At 42.5% G+C, this 17,677-nt stretch carries 20 protein-coding genes and 1 tRNA gene; 6 read left to right on the forward strand and 15 right to left on the reverse strand.

Annotation, left to right across the window (positions count from 1 at the left end):
• Positions 1–118: 118 nt before the first annotated feature.
• From AC3WJC_RS07430 to AC3WJC_RS07455, 6 genes are all read right to left on the reverse strand, one after another.
• Positions 119–850 (reverse strand): polyprenol monophosphomannose synthase, encoded by a 732-nt coding sequence (locus tag AC3WJC_RS07430; protein ID WP_492398442.1) that lies wholly within the window; start codon positions 848–850, stop codon positions 119–121.
• A gap of 50 nt (positions 851–900) precedes the next feature.
• Entirely contained in the window at positions 901–2,412 is a 1,512-nt protein-coding gene (locus tag AC3WJC_RS07435; protein WP_492398443.1) for a POT family MFS transporter, read from the reverse strand.
• 112 nt (positions 2,413–2,524) lie between these two features.
• Complete coding sequence (locus AC3WJC_RS07440; protein WP_492398444.1) at positions 2,525–3,448, reverse strand: hypothetical protein; 924 nt, start codon at positions 3,446–3,448, stop codon at positions 2,525–2,527.
• 71 nt (positions 3,449–3,519) lie between these two features.
• Entirely contained in the window at positions 3,520–3,690 is a 171-nt protein-coding gene (locus AC3WJC_RS07445) for a type II toxin-antitoxin system antitoxin (protein WP_492398445.1), read from the reverse strand.
• A gap of 12 nt (positions 3,691–3,702) precedes the next feature.
• Positions 3,703–4,221, reverse strand: a complete 519-nt coding sequence (locus tag AC3WJC_RS07450) for a hypothetical protein (RefSeq protein WP_492398446.1) — start codon at positions 4,219–4,221, stop codon at positions 3,703–3,705.
• Positions 4,222–4,232: 11 nt separating this feature from the next.
• Positions 4,233–5,090 (reverse strand): SPFH domain-containing protein, encoded by an 858-nt coding sequence (locus AC3WJC_RS07455; protein ID WP_492398447.1) that lies wholly within the window; start codon positions 5,088–5,090, stop codon positions 4,233–4,235.
• 116 nt (positions 5,091–5,206) lie between these two features.
• Here AC3WJC_RS07455 and AC3WJC_RS07460 point away from each other — a divergent pair, with 116 nt between their 5' ends.
• Both AC3WJC_RS07460 and AC3WJC_RS07465 read left to right on the forward strand, forming a co-directional pair.
• Positions 5,207–7,270, forward strand: coding sequence for an HD family phosphohydrolase (locus AC3WJC_RS07460; RefSeq protein ID WP_492398448.1), 2,064 nt, complete (start codon positions 5,207–5,209; stop codon positions 7,268–7,270).
• Between the two features lie 81 nt (positions 7,271–7,351).
• A tRNA-Ser gene (locus AC3WJC_RS07465) sits at positions 7,352–7,441 on the forward strand.
• Between the two features lie 394 nt (positions 7,442–7,835).
• Here the strand turns inward: AC3WJC_RS07465 and AC3WJC_RS07470 are convergent.
• From AC3WJC_RS07470 to AC3WJC_RS07495, 6 genes are all read right to left on the reverse strand, one after another.
• Positions 7,836–8,255, reverse strand: a complete 420-nt coding sequence (locus tag AC3WJC_RS07470) for a DUF417 family protein (RefSeq protein ID WP_492398449.1) — start codon at positions 8,253–8,255, stop codon at positions 7,836–7,838.
• 68 nt (positions 8,256–8,323) lie between these two features.
• A complete protein-coding gene (locus tag AC3WJC_RS07475) occupies positions 8,324–9,103 on the reverse strand; it encodes a molybdopterin-dependent oxidoreductase (RefSeq protein WP_492398450.1) in 780 nt (259 codons plus the stop codon).
• Complete coding sequence (locus tag AC3WJC_RS07480) at positions 9,084–9,773, reverse strand: cytochrome b/b6 domain-containing protein (protein ID WP_492398451.1); 690 nt, start codon at positions 9,771–9,773, stop codon at positions 9,084–9,086. Before AC3WJC_RS07480 ends, AC3WJC_RS07475 begins: the two co-directional genes overlap by 20 nt.
• A gap of 19 nt (positions 9,774–9,792) precedes the next feature.
• Positions 9,793–10,083, reverse strand: a complete 291-nt coding sequence (locus AC3WJC_RS07485; protein ID WP_492398452.1) for a zf-HC2 domain-containing protein — start codon at positions 10,081–10,083, stop codon at positions 9,793–9,795.
• Between the two features lies 1 nt (position 10,084).
• Positions 10,085–10,690, reverse strand: coding sequence for a sigma-70 family RNA polymerase sigma factor (locus AC3WJC_RS07490; RefSeq protein WP_492398453.1), 606 nt, complete (start codon positions 10,688–10,690; stop codon positions 10,085–10,087).
• A gap of 172 nt (positions 10,691–10,862) precedes the next feature.
• Positions 10,863–11,537 (reverse strand): peroxiredoxin-like family protein, encoded by a 675-nt coding sequence (locus AC3WJC_RS07495; RefSeq protein WP_492398454.1) that lies wholly within the window; start codon positions 11,535–11,537, stop codon positions 10,863–10,865.
• Positions 11,538–12,098: 561 nt separating this feature from the next.
• On the opposite strand from AC3WJC_RS07495, the gene AC3WJC_RS07500 reads away from it, so the two are divergent.
• The 3 genes from AC3WJC_RS07500 to AC3WJC_RS07510 all read left to right on the forward strand — a co-directional run bounded on the left by AC3WJC_RS07500 (position 12,099) and on the right by AC3WJC_RS07510 (position 13,380).
• Positions 12,099–12,344 (forward strand): cyclic nucleotide-binding domain-containing protein, encoded by a 246-nt coding sequence (locus AC3WJC_RS07500; RefSeq protein ID WP_492398455.1) that lies wholly within the window; start codon positions 12,099–12,101, stop codon positions 12,342–12,344.
• Positions 12,345–12,465: 121 nt separating this feature from the next.
• The gene (locus AC3WJC_RS07505) at positions 12,466–12,963 is read left to right on the forward strand and encodes a YeeE/YedE family protein (protein ID WP_492398456.1); all 498 of its coding nucleotides are present in this window, start codon (positions 12,466–12,468) and stop codon (positions 12,961–12,963) included.
• A 3-nt stretch (positions 12,964–12,966) separates the two neighbouring features.
• The gene (locus AC3WJC_RS07510) at positions 12,967–13,380 is read left to right on the forward strand and encodes a DUF6691 family protein (RefSeq protein WP_492398457.1); all 414 of its coding nucleotides are present in this window, start codon (positions 12,967–12,969) and stop codon (positions 13,378–13,380) included.
• A gap of 261 nt (positions 13,381–13,641) precedes the next feature.
• Here AC3WJC_RS07510 and AC3WJC_RS07515 read toward each other — a convergent pair whose 3' ends face one another.
• The 3 genes from AC3WJC_RS07515 to AC3WJC_RS07525 are packed head-to-tail and all read right to left on the reverse strand — an operon-like array spanning position 13,642 to position 16,883.
• The gene (locus AC3WJC_RS07515) at positions 13,642–14,115 is read right to left on the reverse strand and encodes an ankyrin repeat domain-containing protein (protein WP_492398458.1); all 474 of its coding nucleotides are present in this window, start codon (positions 14,113–14,115) and stop codon (positions 13,642–13,644) included.
• Between the two features lie 2 nt (positions 14,116–14,117).
• Positions 14,118–16,331 (reverse strand): catalase, encoded by a 2,214-nt coding sequence (locus AC3WJC_RS07520; RefSeq protein WP_492398459.1) that lies wholly within the window; start codon positions 16,329–16,331, stop codon positions 14,118–14,120.
• Between the two features lie 3 nt (positions 16,332–16,334).
• Positions 16,335–16,883, reverse strand: coding sequence for a YciE/YciF ferroxidase family protein (locus AC3WJC_RS07525; RefSeq protein WP_492398460.1), 549 nt, complete (start codon positions 16,881–16,883; stop codon positions 16,335–16,337).
• A 323-nt stretch (positions 16,884–17,206) separates the two neighbouring features.
• On the opposite strand from AC3WJC_RS07525, the gene AC3WJC_RS07530 reads away from it, so the two are divergent.
• The gene (locus AC3WJC_RS07530; RefSeq protein ID WP_492398461.1) at positions 17,207–17,611 is read left to right on the forward strand and encodes a response regulator; all 405 of its coding nucleotides are present in this window, start codon (positions 17,207–17,209) and stop codon (positions 17,609–17,611) included.
• The last annotated feature ends 66 nt before the right edge of the window (positions 17,612–17,677 follow it).

Here is a 17,677-nt window from a genome sequence, read left to right on the forward strand (position 1 = left end):
CTCACAGATTATCAGCGGAATAATTTTTTGTTAAGCAATTGCAAAATGGTTTACTTACCCTATTAAAGCACAAAAACCCGCTGATTGCAGGTTTTTGTGCTTTAAAAATTCATGATTTTCAGCCTTCCGGATATTTACGGAAGATGCTGTTTATACGCATTTGTATCACCCCTAAAAATGCCTCACGAAATATGCTGGTAGACATTTTTGATTCGCCTGCTGTGCGGTCGGTAAAAATAATAGGCTCCTCAACCACTTTAAAGCCGTGTTTAACGGCGGTGTATTTCATCTCGATCTGGAAGGCGTAACCTACAAACTTTATTTTATCAAGCTGCACCGTTTCCAGTACCTTGCGTTTGTAACACATAAACCCGGCTGTAAAATCCTGTATGGCTATACCCGTAATCATGCGCACATACACCGAGGCGAAATAACTCATCAGCACACGGCTCATGGGCCAGTTAACCACGTTAACGCCTTTAATGTAGCGCGAACCTATGGCGGCGTCTGCACCGTCAATACAGGCCTGGCGTAGCTTCAATAAATCATTTGGGTTGTGCGAAAAATCCGCATCCATCTCAAATATAAAATCGTAATGCCGGGCAATGCACCATTTAAAGCCGTGTATGTAGGCCGTGCCAAGCCCTTGCTTGCCCGCGCGCTTTTCCATAAAAAGGCGGTCAGCATACTCGGCCTGCAGGCTTTCAACAATTAGTTGTGTACCATCAGGCGAGCCATCGTCAACAATAAGGATATGGAAATCATGCGGTAAGGAGAACACCTTGCGAATCATCCGCTCAATATTCTCCTTCTCGTTATAAGTTGGAATTATTACAATACTATCAGGCACTACTCGTAAACGCTATCGTTAAAAAAAAGTATGCAAAGCAAACAATTTTTTTAGACAATCGGGTTATCAGGATGAATTTCCTGAGTTTTATCGCCTTGTATATGCAGGCCTTTGGCTATGGTTTCGTCTATCAGATAGCTGCGTTCTTTAATGTACGGACTAACGATAATAAACAGTATCAAAAAGAAAAACATAATGCCCACAAACAGCCAAAAGTATTTATCGCCCTCAAAATAGGAGAACAGCCCCTTGTTAGCAATGTTTTTATTAATGAGCGTAGTGAAAAAGGTACCTACCGAATAGGTGAGATACCATATACCGGTCATTGTGCTTTTCATTGATGGCGGCGATTGGGTATAGGCATATTCAAGCCCGGTTATAGATACCATTACCTCGGCCGCCGATAGGAGCACAAAAGCCAGTATTTGCCACCATATTGAAGGCTGGTTGCCATTTTGTAAACTGATTTGAATTAATGCGATAATCACAAAACATAACGCGGTTACAAATAAACCAGCACCAATTTTTTTAAGTGGGGTTAACTTTACACCCATCTTTTCTACCAAAGGATATACGCCGTAGTTAAATACAGGTATCAGGATCAATAAGAATAAAGCATTTACAAATTGTACCTGTGAAGGTAATATGTGTATACCGAAGATACCCAAGTCAAGATCAAGCTTGGCGGCTTGCAGCGCCCATTCGGCACTGTTCATGTCCCACATGGCCCAAAAGATAGGGATGAACGCAAATACAGACATTACATTCCAAACCGCTTTAATGGCTTCGGTTTTTGTTTTTCCGTATTTTTCCTGCGTAATGTCCCAGGCTTTTTTGCTTTTGTCTTTATTAGATAGCTTGGCTTTTAAGGTGTACAGGCTAATAGTTACAAAGTTTTCCTTACGGATGCCGCTTGGTGGTACTTTAACATACATTTTTCGGCCGGTGAAAAATATCACGGTAGCCAGCGCCATTAATATACCCGGTACGCCAAAGGCGACCGAAGCACCAAAATGCTCATATAAATAGGGGATAAGTAATATACTTACCGTTGAGCCGGCATTGATGCTGAAATAAAACCAACTGTAAATTTTACTCATCAGGTGCTGGTTATTATGATCGAACTGATCGCCAACGTTGGCTGATACGCACGATTTGATACCACCCGCGGCAATAGCGATAACAATCAACCCGCCGATAAAGCCATTCAACGAACTGTCAAAAATAGACAGTAAAAAATGGCCGAAGGTATAAATGATCGAGCCCATTAATATTACCCGGTATTTTCCAAAAAACCAGTCGGCCATAATAGCGCCTAACAGCGGTGTAAAATATACCAGTGTTGAAAAAAGGTGGTTATAATAATTTGACTGGGCTTCGGCCTGGGTGGTTAACGCCGGGTTATGGTTTGGGTTAAAAAACTGGTTAACCAAAAATATAGCCAGTATGCTGCGCATACCATAAAAGCTAAAACGCTCTGAAAACTCGTTACCTATAATAAAAGGAATACTGCGTGGAATTTTACCCTTCGGGGTAGAAGCTGGGGTTAATGTTTCTGCCATTTAAATTTTATGAGGTTTTGCGAAAATAGCATAAATCCATGAAATCAAAATTAAATGTTGAAAGTGTTACACTAAGCTCGCTTAAATTCCGTAAGGCTGTAAGGTGCAGATATTAATGTCTTGTTGGTACCTGCTGGCGGTCTTTTACAGCTTGCTTTTTAGGGTCGATGTATTCATTTTGATCCTGCGAGGTGGCTATGTTGCGCATATCCAGGTTTTCAGCGTACTTCCACTTACCGTTGTTGAGCCGATAAGCGTCATAACTTAAATCAGGGCCAAAGGTTTCAGGTTTACCTGACGAGCCCTGGTTGGGCGGAGAAAGATGATCGAACACAATGGTGTTTTCTGCGGGAATGTATTTTAAAAGCATGGATGCCTGGCGCGAGTATTCAAATACCACACGCTTTTTATTTTTACCGCCACCCTCAAAAACAGGCGCGCCAAAAACCGGCTGGCCGTTTCTGTTAAACGAGATAATTTCAATTACTTTTTTGGTTGATTTTACCGTGTTGCCCTTCCAGCCTAATAAAACGTAGTAGGGGGTAGCGCCGCTTTTTACAGCTACTATTTTGTAGTATTGGGCACCATACCAAGTACGGTTATCAGTAACCGAGTCTTCAGGGTTTTTAAGCAGGGGCGAGTAGTCCTCTAACGGAAATAGCTTTAAAGCGCCCCCGGTATTTATTTGTACCGTACCGTAAAAACGATAGCTGCCATCCTCATTCATTACATGCCAGGTAAAGATCCTAAAACGGTTGTCGGGCGAGTTGATCACGCTGATAGTTTTAACACTATCAAACGTAAAGTTAAAGGAGTTGGAAGTTTTAAGAGCGCTTACCAGGGTGCGTATAAACTGGTAATTCGCATTTTTGCGCTCCATGTCATCCGCATCATTAATTATCCTTTTGCCTAAGTGGTTCAGGCTGTCGTTATAAATTTTAAGTTGTTTTAAATTTCTTGCCTCATCAAAGTTTTGCGCCATTAGCACAGCGGGCAGTTGAAGCAACAAAAAACTAATAAACAATAATTTCTTCATGGTATGGCACTCAAAATCTATAAACGTAAATAACAGCCGGCAATTATACATAATAACTATGTTCCGGTTTGTTATTGCTGGCTGTCTTTACGTTTCTTAGTTTTTTTACGGGTGTTTAAAGCTTGTTGCAAAAGGTACTCAATTTGCCCGTTGGTACTGCGAAACTCCTCTGCGGCCCAGTTTTCTACCTCCTTTAACATTTCGGGGTTTATGCGTAATATAAATGCTTTTTTATCAGCCATTAGTTTACTCTGTTAAGCGCCGGATGCCGCTGCCTGCCGTTGTTTGGTAATGATGAGATAAAAAGCTAAAAACGTAAGCAAGGGTACCCAGTTTAACGGCGCGGTGCTCTGTTCAACAGATATTTCATCCGTTTGTGAAAATGCGTTGATGCGGATATGCAGCAATGGGCCATGCATGGTGCTTTCCCACTGGTACCTTGACTTCCAGAACGACGTTTTTTTAAGTAACAGTTGGGTGCCATTAGCCAAAGTAAAAACCGATGTAGAACTGAACGGCTTTATTTTGAGTGTTCCGATAAGGGCCTCATTGCTATCTGTAACCGAAATTTGATTGCGCCAAAAACCATTGAGCTTAAAGTTAAGTGTACCATCAGCCAGTTCGGCCCAGCCAACATGTTTAAGGGAAATGGTTTTAAATGTTAGCTTTCCGTAGCTGCGCACATCATCACTAAGTTCATACTCCGGTTTAAGCCAGCCATGCCTTTGCATGTATAGCTTATTGATATTCCTGTTGTCAAATTTGGCAAACATGGCTTTTTTGATTAATGATAAAGGGTGCCTGTATTAACAACCGGGGCTACGTTGCGTTCGCCGCAAAGCACCACCAGCAGGTTGCTTACCATGGCTGCTTTGCGCTCCTCATCCAACTCAACAATGTTTTTAGCCGATAGCCTGTCAAGCGCCATCTCAACCATACCTACCGCGCCTTCAACAATTTGCTTGCGGGCCGCTATTATGGCTGTAGCCTGCTGGCGCTGCAACATGGCATTGGCAATTTCGGGTGCATACGCCAGGTGAGATATGCGGGCTTCTAACACCTCGATACCGGCACGGGCAAGCCTTTCGTTCAGCTCCTTTTCAAGCAGCACGCTTACATGCTCGGCACCATCGCGCAGGGTTATTGAAGCACCTTCGTCCTCAAAATTATCATAAGCGAATGAGTTTGCCAGGTGGCGTACCGCGGCTTCGCTCTGTATGTTTACGTATTGGGTGTAGTTTTCAACTGAAAATACCGCCGCGGCGGTGTCCTTAACACGCCAAACTATAACTGCCGCAATTTCAATAGGATTGCCCACCTTATCATTAACTTTAAGTTGCTGGCCATTAAGGTTAAAGGCGCGTAACGAGATCTTCTTTTTTACCGTGAAAGGGTTAACCCAAAAAAAGCCGTCCTTTTTTACGGTGCCGGTATACTTGCCGAACAGGGTTAGGACCTTTGATTCATTTGGATTAACAATTACCAGCCCCGGCAGCACAAGTGAAAAATCAAGTATTAGTATAATAACACCTATTGCAGGTATGTTTTGCCATATCAATACGCCTGACACGGCAATGAGGGCCAAAAACAAGGCAAAGGTGGCATATCCCGAAGGTGGATTAATAATTTTTTCGTTTTCCATGACGTTGGTTTTGATTTTAATTTGATATCATAAAGATATCAAATACCTTTTGATAAATGCAAGAAAAAACACGCAACACAGAAACTTATATTATTTTTGAGAGGTTAACTACATAAATGGTGCAAATCTCTACATCCCGGCGCAAGGCTTTATGGCGTAAATACGCCCGTAACATTAAGTTTTTAATGATACTGGGCAGTATATGCCTTATTGTGGCGGCGTTACCCAAGCAGGCCCAGTTCAGGTACGAATTTGAAAAGGGGAGGATATGGAACCAAAAGGATCTGGTATCGCCCTACAGCTTTGCCATACTTAAAACCCCGCAGGAGATTGAGAATGACCGTAAAACGGCACTGGCCAGTATTACACCTATCTATCGTTTTGACCGCGACTTAGGCAAGCAACAAATTGAAGGGTTTAAAAATGACCTGGAAATAAAATGGCATACCGCCGGTTTACCTGATAATCAGAAGGAAAAATACCAGGCTATTAGTATAAACCTTTTGACCGATGTTTATAACAAGGGGATTGTCAAGGTAAACCAAAAGCATCAGCGCAGCGAAGCACTTAACATCAGCGTGCTGAATAACAATGTATCTGTAGAAAAAAACATCAATGATCTGTTTACCCGCGACCGTGCGCTAAACTATTGCGAGCAGCAACTGAATGTCCGTAAAGATGTGGACAAGGCTTTTCTGCTTGATTTGATCAGCGACCGGTTGATGGTTAACCTTACCTACGACGAAAAGCTGACCGCTAAACTTGAAAAAGAGGCTTTAGACAACCTGTCGGTAACCCGCGGTATGGTGCAAAGCGGCGAAACCATTGTGGCCAAAGGGGCGGTTGTGAATGATGATATATTTCAAAAGCTGCAATCGTACAAAAAAGCGTTTGAGGATAATGCCCGTATTGAGGGCGACGGTAATCTGGTATTACTGGGGCGTTTTTTGCTGGTGGGGCTGGCTATAACCTTGCTGATTGTATTCCTGTACCTCTTCAGGCGGGATATATATGGCGATAACCGCTTGGTAGGTTTAATTTTAATGGTAGTTACAGCCATGTTAGCAACGCTTTCAATTGCCATTATGCTGCAAATACCTACGCTGTATTATATACCTTATTGTATTGTACCAATCATTATCAGGATTTTGTTTGATACCCGTTTGGCACTCTATATACATTTGCTGGTAGTACTGATAGCCGGTTTTTTTGTGCCCAACAGCTTTGAGTTCGCCTATTATCAAATTACGGCAGGCATGGTGGCTATTTATACCATCAAAAACCTGATACGCCGTGAACAATTTTTAACCTCAGCCTTAATTATTACCGCTACTTACCTGGTGGCTTTTTTGGGTATATCATTCATCAGGCAGGGAAGTTTAACTACCATTGATTGGCTGGACTTTATACCCTTTACAGTAAGCGTGCTGCTAACCTTGTTAGCTTACCCGTTAATTTACGCGTTTGAAAAACTGTTCGGCCTTACGTCAGATATTACGTTGATAGAACTGACCAATACCAACTCGCCCTTGCTGCGCGAAATGGCTTTTACAGCGCCGGGTACCTTTCAGCACTCATTACAGGTAGCCAACTTGGCCGAGAACGCTATTTATGCTATAGGCGGCAACGCGCTGCTGGTTAGGGCAGGGGCATTGTATCATGATATTGGTAAAATGGAGAATCCGCTTTTTTTTATCGAGAACCAAACCTCCTCATTTAATCCGCATGACAAGCTGCCTTATGATGAGAGCGCACAGATTATTATAAGGCACGTAAGCAAAGGGCTGGATATGGCCCGTAAATCGAACCTGCCCGATATCGTGTCTGACTTTATACGTACCCATCATGGCAATACCCGTGTGGACTATTTTTACCAGTCTTTTTTAAAAAATTTCCCTGAAAAATTCATCGATGAGAACATTTTCAGATATCCGGGGCCTATACCTTTCTCTAAAGAGACGGGTGTTTTAATGCTTGCCGACTCTGTAGAGGCTGCATCTCGCTCGTTAAAGGAGCCTAATCAAAAAACCATCAGCGACCTGGTTGACCGTATTGTGAAATACAAACTGGATCAGGATCAACTGAAAGACAGCAACATAACCTTAAAGGACATAGAAACCATTAAAACTATTTTTAAACGAATGCTGATGAGCATTTACCATGTGCGGATAGAATATTAAAAAACCTCACTTTTTTTTTTGACAGGTATGCACTTTTGCTATATTTGCAGACCTCAAAAAAAGAGGCGTACTTAAATAAATGGTGAGGTGCCTGAGAGGCCGAAAGGATCAGTTTGCTAAACTGACGTACGGGAAACTGTACCGAGGGTTCGAATCCCTCCCTCACCGCCAATAGTGATAAAAAACAACAACAAAAGCCTGTAAATCGATTGATTTACAGGATTTTGTGATTTTAAGGGTTACGCAAAATTTTCAAAAAAGCATTAATAATTTTGTGAGTCATTCGTGTAGTCACCTACTTAGTGACGCAATTGACTCACCATAATTTATGTAATATATTGATATACAATATTTTAATGCCATTCATCTTAATAAATTTCTATTGCATTTTGATATTTATTCACCATAAAATCTATTTTTATGTTAGAAAAAACTTATTTAAAACGACCAAAAAAATATAAAGGCGGTGTCACCACTGCGCTCTTTCCCAAAGATGTAGGATCTGAACTACCCTTTTGTAGTTTACTGCAAAGTTAACATTAATGCTTTTTTGTCAATCTGCATGCTATCTTGCTCTCCCTATCACCTGAAGGCCGACCGCCAGGAAAGCGATATCCTTCAATACAAAAAAATCTGTGGTCAACACCCCGTCGCTGAGTTTCCAGATGCCCGGCGTGGTAAGTAAAAAGCTCAATGTGCCAAGAAAAATAGAGATAGTTAGACAGCCGCCGATAAGGGCTGATTTACTATTCCAAAAAGAGGCGATCAGGAAAATAGCGGTCACAATTTCGTAAATACCGATGATATTGGAAGCGCCTTGTACGGACGTAATGCGGTACAGCCAACTCATTAAAAAGCTGTTGGATACATAGCCCTTAATGGCTATTGCCTCGCTAGGAGTGAATTTGAAAAGACCGATCCATAAAAGAACAATGATTGTTGCAATGATGCCAAGCGTGTAGCCGGCTTTGGTAAAATTCATCATGTTGTTTTTTCCCTTGGTCGGAAAAAACGCCGGAAACTTACAAGATGGTTAATTATATTTTACGGTTACTACAAACCTGAGTAGTAATCATAACCCTGTTCGGCCCAGTAGTCGGGCGGGCGTTGATCGCTGAAGGTTATCGTACCAATACGTTTCAGGTTTTTAATCCCGTATTTAACCGGGATGATAAGGCGTAGTGGCTTGCCATGTTGCGCTGGTAATGGCTTGCCGTTCATCTCATAAGCCAGTATTGTTTGCGGGTGCAGGGCGCTTGGCATATCCAACCCGACATAGTATTGCTCGTCCGGGGTTATCATACCAACATAACCGAGCTTGACTTCCTCTTGTAAATCAAAGTGTTCTATTAAGTCTTTAAAGCGTGAGCCACCCCAGTGCTGGATCTGATCCCAGCCTTCAACGCATTTAAAGTCAAATACCAGCTCCGTTTTGGGTAAGGCGAGTATTTGTTTATAAGTGATCTGAAGGATGCTTTTGTCTTTCCTGACGATATTTAACCGCCATTGATCGATATTGATATCACCCTCCGAACCGATATCTGAATTGTGCCTCACGGTTTTTGCCGCCTGCTCCACCGGGTAAGTCTTTACCAGGTGATTTTCATTAAACGCCAGCCGTCGAAAAAAAAGCTCTGTTTTGTTTAACGCCCGGCGTAATGGAACACGGGCGCCCGCGGTTACTCCTGGCTTCTCCTCGGGCGAGTGGTAAAGCCACTGCCAGCCCCCGTAAGCAGTTGTGCCCAAAGCACCGAAGATACCGAAGGACAAAAAGTTCCGGCGTTTGATCTTTTGCTCGATCGTTAGCGGCTGTTTAGTTCTTTTCTTTTTCATGCACTATAGGATTAGCAGGCTCATCCAACACCTCGAAACCGGAAACAACGGACCGAAAATTGTTCCAACCCGCGAGTATGACTTGAATAACGTGTATGATAAAAAACAGTACATAACCAAGGGTAAGCACGAAATGCCAGATCCTGGCCAGGTGATAGCCACCCATTACCCAAGCCAGCCAGTTAAATTGCACCGGCTTATAAATGGCAAGCCCGGTCAGCACCGAACCGGCCCCCATCAATATAATAGCGGAGTAGGCGATGCGCTGAGCCGCATTATACTTACCTTGCGGCGGCGCTGTTTTGCGAAGGTGAAGGTCATGCAACAATACCAAGCATGCTTCTTTAAATGAATTCTTGTTCGGCCAGAGGTGCCGCCAGTCTCCGGAGATTAGGGTGTATGTAATGTAAAATATACCATTGAGCGTAAAGAACCACATAAAAAGGAAATGAAAGGCCATGCCCTCAGAAAGCCGGTGCGGTATGTGCAGCAGATTGTAAAACCATTCCGGAAAGAACCGGACGAACTGATGGCCAAAAAGCGTGATATGGTATTCATCATTGGCCCAATAGATCAGCAAGCCACTCCAGATCATGATACCCAAGAGCGGGAAATTTACCCAGTGGGCCCAGCGCATGGCCAGTGAATGTTTTTCTTTGATGATCTTCATACGCTTTTTTATATCCGGATCAATTATTACTTAACAAACGGTTGTTGATCTTTTGTTGTAAACCTGTTTTAAAGCTACTATCCAGTTTCAGTTCGCCCGGCGTTGCTTTAAACAATTGTTGCATCATGTTATTGATCAGTATGCTCTGCCGTTGATAGATCCGGCAGATGGAACAACCTGCCAGGTGAAATTTTAATTCCAGCTTTTCACGTGTGGAAAGCGTTGCTTCCTGTTTCTTTTCGATCAGGAAAGTAGCTTTTCGGCAGTTATAAGCGATGCGCTCCAGTTCTGTTTTAAATATTCTTTTCATGTTATATCCAATTTTTCTGCAAACATGATCTCAGGTTTACCTTAGCACGGTGAATGATCACCCAAAAGTTGGCCGGGGATATTCTCATTTGCTCACAGATCGTTTCCGTGCCTTCATCATCGAGGTGCTTTAGGCGAAATACCGACATCCATAAAGGCGGCAGGCGCTGCAGGCACTGTTGCAGTATGCTCATGAACTCCTTGTTATGCAAAGGGTCTTTGTCCTCCACACCGAAAAGCGTGGGCCAGTGCTCTTGCTTCCAGTGGTTATCGTCTTGGTCAAAAAATTCTTCCTCATCGGCGGATATGGCGTCTGTATCTTTAGGGTTAAAGGCACCTGAACGCTTGCGGTAAACATCGATCACCTTATATTTCAGGATAGCGGTCAGCCAGGTGCGTTCACTGCTGTCTCCGCGGAAACTATCTGTTTTTTGCAGGGCGGCCAAAAATGTATCCTGCACCAGGTCACGGCATTGTTCATCGTTGTTCAGTCGCGCAAAAGCGTAGCTATACAAATAGTCGGCATGCCGCTCTACCCAAAGCCGTGGCTCAAGCAGTGGCTTACCGCTCTGGTCGGTTGTATTATGGTTCGTTAAACTTTGCGTCATTAGCCAGGGGCTTGCTGTTTTTGCCTTAGTCGGGCTATACAACAATTCCTTACAAAAGATAGATAATATTTTTACTGTTTACCGGTGTTGGAAAAAAGTATCTGAAAGAAGGCTTATCAAAAAAGTAATGCTTAAACTGGCTTTATTACTTTATGAGTATTTAAGATCATCTTTATTTTATACTGCTCATGAATGTTCCGGCAACAGCCATCAATAGTTCAGGACTGATACGCTGGCTATAATCCGGGTTGATATATTCAAATTGAATAACACCTTTTTTGTCCAGGATGAATACAGAAGGAACCGGTAATAATTTGTCTACGTTTTTACTCCCTGATCCTGTCTCCAGCGTTTTGCTGTAAGCAGCAGGTGCTTTAAAAGCCAGTCCCATCTTTTTAGAAAGAGCAAGATCGGCATCAGACAGTAAAGTATAGCTCAACTGTGCTTTCTCGGCAGATTTGCTCAGGTTTTCAGGACTGTCGGTACTGATCGCAATGATCTGATAACCCATTTTTACCAGATCAGCCTGTATACCTTGTATGCCTGCCAGTTCCCTGTTGCAGAACGGGCACCAGCCACCACGATAAAATATCAGGATAATGGGTTTTTGGGCCACGGCTGCATTCAGGTCATACACCTTGCCGTTGGCCGCAGGTAAGCTTATCACCGGAATGCTTTCGCCGATCAGCAATGGGCTGATGTCTGATGCCTTTTCGGGATAGGGCTGTGTTTTAAGCGTATCGGTAATGCTTGTAGTAAAAACGGCTGCCCTAAGCGGAAGAGCCGCGAAGAGTGAGGTTGCGGCGATGCCGATGATGATAAATATTTTTACGATGGTCAAATTCATTTTAAGTGCGTTAAAAAGCCGGCGGGCGACAACCCGCCGGGCTGAGTGAATTACATTTTACTGGTGTCCTTTTTCATTTTATCCATCTTGTCCGACTTTTTCATCTTGTCCATTTTACCATGGTCTTTTTTGTGATCCATTTTAGACATTTTAGAGGTGTCTTTTTTCATCTTACTCATTTTATCCTGAGCTTGACCGTTAAGAGATAAAAACAATATCGCTGCTACTGCGATACTCAAGGATTTTGAAAGGAATGTTTTCATTTGATACGTTGTTTATTTATTTACTTGGTCGGGCTGCGGATGATAACCTTACAGGTATAGATGAAATTTTTTTGTGATGTTATAAGTCAGGCGTTCAGCTATGTAAGGCTGCCCCGGATAATATTACCGATCCGGATAAGGTGGTAAAAGCATCAGGATTAGGCACTAATGCGTTCGGGAGTTAACAAAGTCATAAGCTAACAAATTAGTATGTTTATCGTATATCCTAAATATATCTACTTACTACAAGAAGATAAATCATTGGATTAGCTTCAGTACCCATTAATTTGATGATTCCATGATGACCACTTATAAGACCTGGTATTACTTTGTGTTGGAAACCTACCGATCGAGGTATGAAGAATTACTGGTTGTGATCGACCATATCGCTTTCAAAGATATGGATCAGCGGCTGATCTTTTATTTGCAAAACCAATATAAAAAACTAAATGTCCGGGAGTTGAAGATCACTCATAGTGAAATTGCTGCTGACCTCAACTCTTCACGCGAGTTAATATCCCGTTTATTAAAGAAAATGGAATAGCGGGGCGACATCGTTTTGCACCGCAATTATATCGAGTGGAAGAAATAATTCGCAGCGTGACATAAGTCACCGTCTGCGCGCTCCCTTCATGGCGAATTTTGTGTGTATAAATTTTACGCACATGGAAATTATCGCCTACATAGCTTCAGCACTCATCGGAATTTCTCTTGGCCTTATCGGCGGAGGTGGCTCTATCATGACGGTTCCGGTGCTGGTCTATCTTTTCGGCACCACGCCGATGCTGGCTACTTCATACTCGTTGTTTATTGTAGGATCAGTTATCGGAGGTGTGATCTCGTACACCTTGCTTAATAGCGGCCAACCTTTGCAACTCGCACCTGCCACAGTTAAAGATCTGAGTACGTTAGGTATTCATTTTGACGGACAGCTCAATCCATCGCAGTTGTTTAGCCTTCAGGCGTTATCGGTAAAAAACATTATACTCATGCTTTTTGGCGGTTTGTTGGTTGGTTTTGGCTCGCGTTATGCAGGCGGGTGTACTTCAGGCCATGCTATCAGCGGACTGTCTAACCTTCAGCTTCCACCACTGGTTGCTATTATTGGTTTCTTTGCAGGCGGGCTCATCATGACCCATTTACTTTTACCCTTGATTTTTTAACTCATGAAAGGATTTAAATTTATTCTGGCCGGTATTACTTTCAGTATAATCATGGCCAAATCAGAAGCGATATCCTGGTATCGCATCCAGGAAATGTTTCGTTTTCAATCATTTCATATGTATGGCATCATAGGCACAGCAGTTGCTATCGGCGTGCTTGCGGTGTATCTGATAAAGCGCTTTAATGTAAAAGATTCGCAGGGCAACCCGATTATCATACCTGATAAAGATAAAAGCTGGATCAAATACATCTTAGGCGGATCAATTTTTGGGTTAGGGTGGGCGTTTGCCGGCTCCTGTCCTGGTTCTATGTTTGTTAATATTGGTTACGGCTTTTTGACGATGTTCATAGTTGTATTGGGGGCTTTGATTGGCACCTACCTCTATGGATTGCTTAAAACCAAGTTACCGCATTAAGCATTTACCTTGGGTTTTCCAATATCAATAAAGGCAATAATAACATGATCAAGACAGCGGAGTGAACAATGTCCACTCCGCTGAAATCTGAACTTTACAGCTTAATAATGGCTGACTATAAACCAAAATGTTAACACAAAGCGCATTGCATTTATGAATAAGTAAGTTTATTGGGTTCTAAATAATAACCAATTTAGCAATGCTGATTACCGAAATGCGTATAGTGTTTTACCTAGTATTTAGGTTTATCTTATTTTGTCACTAAGCTTCAAGTATTGCTATAGCATCTTCGTTACCTTGCTGGGCGGCCAGGTCAAAAACTGATAGCCCGCGTGCATCAAGTACATAACGATCCGCACCTTTATCCACCAATAGTTTAACAAGTTCGTTTCTGCCAAACATAGCTGCAAACATCAGGGCTGTACCGCCGTTGCCATGTTGCTGATCGAGATTTGCGCCATTTGCAATAAGTATTTCTGCTATCTCAGGATAACCCTTAAAACAAACTCCCATCAATGCAGTGTTACCGCCAAAGTCCGCCGAGTTCACATCGGCACCCGCGTTTAACAGTAACTTTACCGCGTTAGCCTGATTGTTATAGGCGGCAATAATTAGCGGTGTATAACCTTTTTCATCCTTTGCGTTAATATCTACGCCCATTGCCAATATTGAATTCAAAGCAGAGAGGTTGCCGCTTCTCGCGGCACCTGTCAGTTGTTTAATTATATCGTCCATGCTTATGCAGGTATAAATCGTGGTTTCTCGCGTTCCCAAAAGCGGTGCTGCGCAATCATTTTAGCAAAAAGGCTGTTAAAGCCTTTGTCGGCATCGCCAACTAAAATACCTTCACTTAAAACAGTATCTTCATTAAAATCAGACGGCAATTTTTTACTAAAGTACGTGGCTTCCAGTACTTGCATAGCATCATTATGTGCTGCAATTGGCTTGCAGTGTTTAAACGCTTCGTTCAGGAAGTGCACGGCGTTGGCCTCTGCTTCTAAGGTTGCAACCGCGTTAGTACCACCGGCTACATATACTGAGTCAAATAATACCGAAGCGGCGGTTAAAAAGCTTTGGTCTACTTCAAATTGTGTATCATCTAATGCTATAATAAAACCAAGCTTTGGCGCTATTATTTCCACAACTGCGGCTTCAGCTTCCAATGCTGCCTTAACTGCACTTATAGATTTTGCATCAGCGCCATCGGCAGCCAGTATGGCAATCTTGCGGCTTTTTATTGTATCTTTTATAGTGTTGGCCATACTTAACGCTGATGATTCAGCTAATGCTCCTTCCACCTGTATTGAAGCATAATCAGCCGGATTTGCGTCGGCAGGAACGTTTTGATTAGTTGGCAATACTTCAGGTAAGTGCAAACCTAAGCCGTAGGCCACCTGTGTAGCAAGCCCCTTGTCAATTTGTACCAGTACGCCCAGCATTCGCTCCCGGATCGCTATCATTTTAACTTTACCTAATTCAAAGGTCAAAGCATCAACAATGTGATTTTTTTCTGGGTCAGACTGGCTGTTGAAGAACAGTCGTGCCTGGCTGAAATGATCAAAGAAACTTTTACTTCGCGCTCTTATCTTGCGTGCTTCTATACGTTCCTGGTAACTTACAAAACCGCCGTCAGCTTCTTTTACCTGCTGCGGATCATTATTGCTGATGCCGTTTGGCCCGTAGCTTGTTTTGCCTTTATTTATTGTTTGGCGCATAAAGCCATCGCGCTGGTTGTTATACACCGGTACGATAGGGCGGTTAATGGGGATTTCCTGGAAATTAGGTCCGCCTAAGCGGGTAAGCTGTGTATCAGTATAAGAGAATAATCGTCCCTGTAACAGCGGATCATTAGTAAAGTCAATACCCGGCACAATGTGTCCTAAGTGGAAAGCAATTTGCTCGGTTTCTGCAAAAAAATTATCCGGATTGCGATTAAGTGTTAATTTACCTACAAGTTGTACAGGCACCAGTTCTTCCGGAACGATTTTAGTAGGGTCAAGCAGATCGAAATCAAATTTAAACTCATCCTCTTCAGGGATGATTTGTAAACCCAGCTCATATTCGGGATAGGCACCACTTTCAATGGAATCCCATAAGTCGCGGCGGTGAAAGTCAGGGTCTTTACCTGAGATATTTTGCGCCTCATCCCAGGCAACAGAATGTACGCCTAATAACGGTTTCCAATGAAATTTTACAAAGCTGGCTTTACCTTCGGCATTAATTAATCTAAAGGTGTGTACACCAAAGCCTTCCATCATACGGTAGCTACGCGGGATCGCACGGTCGCTCATGGCCCACATAATCATGTGTGATGATTCGGGCGTAAGTGATATAAAATCCCAAAAAGTATCGTGTGCCGATGCCGCTTGCGGAATTTCATTGTCCGGTTCGGGTTTTACGGCATGTACTAGGTCAGGGAATTTAATGGCATCCTGTATAAAAAAAACCGGCATGTTATTACCTACCAGGTCAAAATTACCTTCAGGAGTATAAAAGCGCACGGCAAAGCCACGTACATCACGTGCCAGATCAGTAGATCCTCTTGAGCCTGCAACAGTTGAAAACCGAACAAATACCGGCGTTTCTCTATCTACCTCATTCAGGAAAGCAGCTTTAGTAACCGGCGACAATGATTCATATAGTTTAAATACGCCGTGTGCTCCTGACCCTCGTGCATGTACTACCCGTTCAGGAATGCGTTCATGATCAAAATGGGTTATCTTTTCACGCAGAATAAAATCTTCCAGTAGGGTAGGGCCGCGGTCGCCCGCTTTTAGGGAGTTTTGGTCATCGTTAATATATAACCCGGTATTTGTGCGCATTTTTTCGCCGGCAGCATCAAGCGTGTGGGCTGCCAGTTGCATGGTTTTATCATTTTCGGGCTGCGGTGCCAGTTTTTTATCTATAGCCGGCTCTGTACCCATTTTGGGCGATGGTTTCTTTTTACTCATAGGTTATGCCTCTTCGGCTGCTTGGTAATTAATATCTTTTTCGGCAACGTCGGTCAATTGTTGGTCGGCTGCTTTTTCTTCGGCCAATGTTTGAGCCAGCAAATCGGCTATATCATTTAAACCCAAGGTTATGGCCAGTTGATTTAACCCGCCGTAGGTGGCTATCTCATAATGCTCTACTTTTTGCGAAGCCAGTATAATACCAACATCTCGGGTTGCTGTACCTGCTTCGGTGCTTTCAATAATGCCTTCTCCTTCTTTAGCCAAGCCTTCCATAGCATCACATTTTTGTGCCTGTACCTTTTCGCCCAGTAACTCAAATACCTGTTCCAGGCGGGAAACATGATTTTTGGTTTCTTCAAGGTGCTTTTCAATACCCGCCGCCAGCGTTGCAGATGTGGCAGCTTTTATCATTTTAGGTAACGTTTTTACTAAATGATTTTCGGCCCAATAAATATCTTTAATGCCATCGGTAAATAATTCCAGTAAAGCCGGTTCGGCTTTAGGTGATGTTTTTGTGCTGAATTTAGGTTCCCCTGTTTCTTTACTCATGGTTTGTTTTTTAAAATATTAGATTAATGTTTAGAAAGGAATTGGGAACGGCTTACATGATTGTGATGAAAGTAGGCTGTTGTTTAAACACATTGGTTTTGCTATTGTTCTAAGTCTTGAGAAAATCTTTGTTCTCCTGTAACATTTTTTTAAATAAGAATATACATCTATTTAAAAAATTAACTTATGAAAACTGCTTTTGCCCAGGATTGCCAAGGTTATAACTGCACTTTAGATTAAAATATTTATATTGAATAGCATGATTATTGTGCAGGCAATCAAGTTGTAATTAAAGCTGGCTTGAAGGCTGAAACACATACCCAATGGAAAAGAAAAAGATTTTGATCATAGAAGATGATCCGGATATTACAGAAATATTAAAGACGATCTTGACGAATGATGATTGCCAGGTGATAGCAATTGTAGAATCAGTTGACATTGTAAAAACGGTTGTAGATATCAAACCAGACCTGATTATTACAGATTATATACTTGAGGCAATTAACGGGGGCGAATATTGCGGAGCTATTAAGCGCGATACCCGCACATCACATTTACCGGTCATAATTTTATCCGGTTATGGTAAAGTGTTAGATTCTTTAGGGGATTATGGTGCCGACCTGATCATGGATAAACCATTTAATAATGATGCATTATGTGCCGCCGTTGCCGGATTACTGACAAATCCTGAAAATAATATTATATCAACCATGCAAACAAATGATTAAAGGGATATCAATCTAAGGCAGGCAATAAAGCGGAGTTGGCTGTATGGTGAATAGCCGGGCACGATG

The sequence above is a fragment of the Mucilaginibacter sp. FW306-07-L genome, from assembly GCF_058782065.1.